The sequence below is a fragment of the Actinoalloteichus spitiensis RMV-1378 genome (genome assembly GCF_000239155.1).
In the GTDB taxonomy this organism is placed as follows: domain Bacteria; phylum Actinomycetota; class Actinomycetes; order Mycobacteriales; family Pseudonocardiaceae; genus Actinoalloteichus_B; species Actinoalloteichus_B spitiensis.
In genome coordinates this window covers 1-3,531 of record NZ_AGVX02000285.1, presented here as the reverse complement: position 1 = coordinate 3,531, position 3,531 = coordinate 1, and the positions used below count along the sequence as shown (strand labels likewise).

3 protein-coding genes are annotated in these 3,531 nt (G+C 73.0%); all 3 read left to right on the top strand.

What is annotated here, in order from left to right; genetic code table 11:
- Positions 1 to 152: 152 nt before the first annotated feature.
- The 3 genes from ACTIDRAF_RS0213305 to ACTIDRAF_RS0213295 all read left to right on the top strand — a co-directional run bounded on the left by ACTIDRAF_RS0213305 (position 153) and on the right by ACTIDRAF_RS0213295 (position 3,461).
- A complete protein-coding gene (locus tag ACTIDRAF_RS0213305) occupies positions 153 to 782 on the top strand; it encodes a DUF1707 SHOCT-like domain-containing protein (protein WP_016699230.1) in 630 nt (209 codons plus the stop codon).
- 107 nt (positions 783 to 889) lie between these two features.
- Positions 890 to 2,611 carry an apolipoprotein N-acyltransferase gene (gene lnt / locus ACTIDRAF_RS0213300; protein ID WP_052168824.1) on the top strand — a complete coding sequence of 574 codons (1,722 nt, stop codon included), beginning with the start codon at positions 890 to 892 and terminating at the stop codon, positions 2,609 to 2,611.
- A 52-nt stretch (positions 2,612 to 2,663) separates the two neighbouring features.
- Complete coding sequence (locus ACTIDRAF_RS0213295; protein ID WP_016699227.1) at positions 2,664 to 3,461, top strand: polyprenol monophosphomannose synthase; 798 nt, start codon at positions 2,664 to 2,666, stop codon at positions 3,459 to 3,461.
- Positions 3,462 to 3,531 lie beyond the last annotated feature (70 nt).

Below are 3,531 nucleotides of genomic sequence, written 5' to 3'. Positions count from 1 at the left end.
GGGCGGTCGGCGCCCGGCGGCGGCGTCCCTGGTCGACTCCGCTGTCCCGGCGTCCCTCCTCCGGGTGAAGGACGACCCGACCGGCCGGCAGCGCGGAGCTGTTGGACAAGGGCGCACGGGGCGCGTGGCCCCACGCCGTAAGCTCACGAACCATGGACGGCCCCGATCGGACACCCGAGATCCGCGTCTCGGACAAGGAACGCAACGACATCGCCAGCCTCCTCAACGACGCCGTCGGTGAAGGGCGCATCACGCTGGACGAGTACACCGAACGGGTGGGTAAGGCCTACGCCGCCACCACGCGGGGTGAGCTCGACTCCCTCATCGCGGACCTGCCGGTCGCCCACTCCAGGATGGGCGGTGGGGATCCGTCGCCGCTCCCGGTCGCCGCTCCCGGGGGCGAGGTCGACCAGCCCGAGGGCAAGCGCAAGTGGCGGATGGCGATCATGGGCGGGGACACCATCAAGGGGCGGTGGCGCGTCCGCCGCCGGCAGGGCTTCTTCGCCCTCATGGGTGGGGACGAGATCGACATGCGCGACGCCCAGCTGGACGCGCCCGTGGTGGAGCTCGTGCTCGTCTCGATCATGGGCGGGCACACCGTCGTCGTCCCGAAGGGGGTCCGGGTCGAGCACGAGGGGGGCTTCAACCTGATGGGCGGCACCGACATCAAGGTCGACGAGTCCGCCGTGCACCCCCACTCACCCACCGTGCGCATCCGCTCCTACTCCTTCCTGGGGGGCAACGAGATCAAGAACCCCAAGGAGAAGAAGAAAAAGAAGTGACCGCATCCGCTGCCGCCTCCGCGCGGGCCGGGGCACCCCGCGCCGATCAGCCCTCCCCGGCCCGACCGCCCCGAGGGCCGGCGGTCTCGCGTCCGTAGGCTGTCCGGGTGGTGTCTGAAGCCCTCGACGCGCCGGGCGTCGCCGGACGGTCCCCTCGCCCGGACCGCGGGTCGCCGCTGCCGGGAGTACTGGCGCGACTGGTCGCCGTGGCGGGCGCCGGGGCCGTCTGGTACGCCGGGTTCCCTCCTCGTGACCTGTGGTGGCTCGCTCCGATCGCCTTCGCGGTCCTCTTCGCGGTCGTCTCCGGACGTTCCGCCCGTGCGGGTTTCGGGTACGGCCTGGTCTTCGGGCTCGGCTACTTCCTGCCCCTGCTCACCTGGGTCGGCGAGTACGTCGACGTCGGCGTCCTCGCGTGGACGGTGCTCGCCCTCCTCCAGGCGCTCTTCGTGGGGCTGGCGGGAGCGGCGGTCGCGGTGGTGTCCCGGCTGCCGGCCGCGCCCCTGTGGGCCGCTGCGGTGTGGGTGGCTGGTGAGGCGCTGCGCTCCCGCATCCCCTTCGGCGGCTTCCCGTGGGGGAAGGTCGCCTTCGGCCAGCCCGAGGGGGTGTTCCTGCCCCTGGTCTCGCTCGGGGGAACGGCCTTCCTCGGGTTCGCCGTGGTCCTCTGCGGCTTCGCCCTCGGCGGTCTGCTGCGGCTCGGATCCCGCCACGTCGCCGCGCGTGGGACGGGCCGGGGCGACGACGCGCGGTCGCGTTCCGGAGCGGGCGCGCCCCTGATCCGGCGGGCCGTCCCCCTGGTGGCCCTGGCCGCGCTGCCCCCGTTGGCCGGCGGGGTCACCGGGGCGTTCGCGGGTGCCGCTCCCGCCGACGGCACGGTGACGGCGGCGGTCATCCAGGGCAACGTCCCCCGGATGGGCCTGGACTTCGTCAGCCAGCGGCGGGCGGTGCTGGACAACCACGCCGAGCGGACCCGGCTGCTGGCCGAGGACGTGGCGGCGGGCCGGACGGCCCAACCCGACCTCGTGGTGTGGCCGGAGAACGCCTCCGACATCGACCCGGTGCGCAACGCCGACGCGTACCAGATCATCGAGTCGGCGGTCTCGGCGATCGGGGCGCCCACGCTCGTCGGGACGCAGGAGGCCCCGAGTGTGGGCGACCTGCACAACACCGCCCTGCTCTGGCTCCCCGGGCAGGGCCCGGTCGACGCCTACCGGAAGCGGGAGATCCAGCCGTTCGGCGAGCGGATGCCGATGCGCTGGTTCGTGCGTCTCTTCAGCGAGGACGTCGACCGGGTCCAGCGGGAGTTCCAACCGGGGGACGAAGCCGTGTCCTTCGCGATGGGGCCGGCCTCGGTCGGCGTCGCGACCTGCTGGGAGATCGCCTTCGACGACCGGGTGACCAGCACCGTCGGGAGCGGAGCCCAGATCCTGGCGGTACCCAGCAACAACGCCACGTTCGGGTTCACCGAGATGACCGACCAGCAGCTGGCGATGTCGCGGGTGCGGGCGGTGGAGCACGACCGGGCCGTGCTGCTGCCGGCCACCAGCGGGGTGAGCGCGGTCATCATGCCCGACGGTCGGGTGGTCCAGCGCACTGAGATGTTCACCTCGACGGCGCTGGTCGAGGAGGTGCCGCTACGGTCGACCACTACGCTAGCGACCCGTCTCGGTGCGGTTCCGGAGTGGGCGCTGGTGGCGACCGCCCTGGCCGCACTGGGATGGGTCGCCGTCCTGGGACGTCGCGCGCGAGGCGCGCGTCCCGCCCCGGAGTCCGCCGCCGCGCCGCAGTCCGCCGCGACCGCGCGGTCCGACGACGGGCAGTCGGACGGCTGACCGCGAAGCACACGACGTTGCCGGCCGCACTGGGACCGGCGAGGAGGAACGGATGGCCGGAGAAGCCGACACCCCCGAGGACCGCCCGAGCAGCGCCGGCGCGGTACTGGTGGTGATCCCCACCTACAACGAGCGGGAGAACCTCGGCCCGATCGTGACGAGACTGCACGCGGCGGTGCCGGCGGCGCACGTTCTCGTGGTGGACGACGGCAGCCCGGACGGCACGGGGGAGCTCGCCGACGACCTGGCGGCCGCCGACGAGCGGATCCACGTCCTGCACCGCACCGCCAAGGCGGGGCTGGGTGCCGCCTACGTGGCGGGCTTCAGCTGGGCGTTGGAGCGCGCCTACGACGTCGTGGTCGAGATGGACGCCGACGGTTCACACGCGCCCGAGGAGCTGCCCCGGCTGCTGGACGCGCTCGGCAACGACCAGATCGGTGCCGACCTGGTCATCGGCTCCCGGTACGTGGCGGGCGGCAGCCTGGTGAACTGGCCCTGGCACCGCGAGTGGCTCTCGCGGGGGGCCAACATCTACGCGAAGCTGGCGCTCGGCGCGAGGGTGTCGGACATGACGGGCGGCTACCGGGCCTTCCGCCGGGAGGTGCTCCAGAAGATCAAGCTGCACAACGTCGCCTCGCAGGGCTACTGCTTCCAGATCGACCTGGCCTGGCGGGCGATCGAGGCCGGTTTCCAGGTGGTGGAGGTTCCCATCACCTTCACCGACCGGGAGGTCGGCACCTCCAAGATGAGTGGTTCGATCGTGCGCGAGGCCCTCATCAGGGTCACCAAGTGGGGATTGCGGAGGCGGGGCACGCAGCTGCGCGCCCTGGTCACCGGGAAGCGGGCCTGACCGGCCGACCAGACCGCCGCCACGCACGAGGAAAGGCCGCCCGGGAACTTCCCGGGCGGCCGGCGACGGT

Bases quoted from the DNA above. Each gene is read 5' to 3' on its own strand.
- ACTIDRAF_RS0213305 (WP_016699230.1), top strand. From the start codon at position 153: ATGGACGGCCCCGATCGGACACCCGAGATCCGCGTCTCGGACAAGGAA.
- ACTIDRAF_RS0213295 (WP_016699227.1), top strand. From the start codon at position 2,664: ATGGCCGGAGAAGCCGACACCCCCGAGGACCGCCCGAGCAGCGCCGGC.